We start from the raw sequence: 1602 nt of genomic DNA, 5'->3' as shown, positions 1-1602 counted from the left end.
TTAACAACTTCAACCACTTGCGCTTCAGATCTCTCGTCAGCGGGAGGCGAATTCTACAGCGTTACACGCTGCTGTCAACACCTCTTTTTCAACTTCCTTCGCGCTTCGATGAACTGAAGCAACCTGCCGCCGAAAACCGCTTAACTCTTTGTTTACCAAGGAGTTTTCCGTTTCGACTGCGCCGGAAGTGGGGCGAATTATAGGCTTCCAGAATCTGCCGTCAAGCACTGATTTACTATTTCTATCAGAAAGGTATTGGAAGGAGGAAATGACCGACCTCTTCTATATAGGAAAGAGCTCCAGGCTATCACCCATATGAAAAAAGCCCCGCCAGACACTTATCTGAGCAGGGCTTTTATGCCTGAAGCAATCCACCCTGCACCCATGACTGCTGGGTGAGTGGTTTATAAACTGCTGAAGGCCTGATTTGAATGGTGTCCCAGGGCAGGTTCGAACTGCCAACCTTCCCCTTAGGAGGGGGATGCTCTATCCAATTGAGCTACTGAGACACAAGATGCCCGCGAAGATACGCGCAGCGATAGACGGCGTGCATGTTAACGGGCGAGCCTAGCTTTGTCATGTCATCCGTGGGCCTTTTAAGTGTAGGCAGATGTCACGCGAGGGCTCGGATTTTTGACTCGCGAGCCAGAAGACGACTCGCCCTACCCCACCCGTAAAAGACACGACAACCAAAATCAACCTGCCACCCATCCTAAACGACTCTCGTTACACGCTTGCCACTAGTAAATCGGCCAATTGCCACTATCCTGTACAGATAAGGAACAGTGATCGAATTCGCATGGGATGCCCCTCGTTTTTTTTTCGAAGGACTGGAGGGCAAAGGACGCGGCCAGAGAAACGGACCCGGCAATTTTCAAAACCAGTCCGCATTTCTGATAATTGGTGCTGGCAGAACGCCTTTATCCAGCTCAATATTTGTCACAGAATTGGCGCCAATGATCTGGCGATTTTGAGGCATGATGCCAGCCTCTATCAATTCAGGTTGAACATTTGGCCAGAGCGCTTGTCCTATCAGACATCCTGCGGCCAATCCCGAGAACCGCTCCCCTGAACTAACCGGTTAAATATATGCGCCCATTGAAACAGGCAATTTATTCCAGCCGTACGGCTGACAAGTTCGTCGTACGTCTGCCAGACGGAATGCGTGAACGCATTGCCGAAGTGGCTCGCAATCATCACCGCAGCATGAACTCCGAAATCATTGCGCGCCTGGAGCAGAGTCTCATTCAGGAAGGTGCACTGGGCGAAGAGCTGAGCATGCGCCTGGACAGCCCGGAGCTGTCATTGCACGAGCGTGAACTGCTGCAGCGCTTCCGCCAACTCTCTCACCGCCAGCAAAACGCGCTTGTTTCGTTGATCGCCCATGACGCCGAGATGGCTGCAGACGCTTCCTGATTCATCCCCGCAAGTTCAAGCCAGCGTGATCGCTGGCTTTTTTTTGCCTGAAATTCGGCCATAAAAAAGGTTCATCACGGAATCCTGGGAAACACAGAAACAAGAACGCCGATTTGATTGATGATGTTCGTGCGAGCAAACACATCTAACAAACCGGCGTTCTTATGCGCGATATTAATACTTTCC

At 51.1% G+C, this 1602-nt stretch carries 2 protein-coding genes and 1 tRNA gene; 2 read left to right on the top strand and 1 reads right to left on the bottom strand.

Features of this window, described 5'->3' with window-relative positions:
- On the top strand, positions 1–203 hold a 203-nt coding region (locus tag ACYP2Q_RS31385), incomplete at its 5' end, for a hypothetical protein (RefSeq protein ID WP_459734091.1).
- Positions 204–432: 229 nt separating this feature from the next.
- Here ACYP2Q_RS31385 and ACYP2Q_RS31380 read toward each other — a convergent pair.
- Positions 433–509 (bottom strand) — tRNA-Arg (locus ACYP2Q_RS31380).
- 580 nt (positions 510–1089) lie between these two features.
- Between ACYP2Q_RS31380 and ACYP2Q_RS31375 the strand changes: the two genes are divergently transcribed.
- Positions 1090–1416, top strand: coding sequence for an Arc family DNA-binding protein (locus ACYP2Q_RS31375; protein WP_003178899.1), 327 nt, complete (start codon positions 1090–1092; stop codon positions 1414–1416).
- Positions 1417–1602: the final 186 nt, after the last annotated feature.

This window comes from Pseudomonas sp. MHK4 (genome assembly GCF_054600775.1).
Note: the sequence above shows the minus strand (reverse complement) of the source record. Positions and strands in the feature narration are given on the sequence as shown.

Excerpts from the sequence above, each read along its gene's own strand:
- ACYP2Q_RS31375 (WP_003178899.1), top strand. The coding sequence starts at position 1,090 with ATGCGCCCATTGAAACAGGCAATTTATTCCAGCCGTACGGCTGACAAG.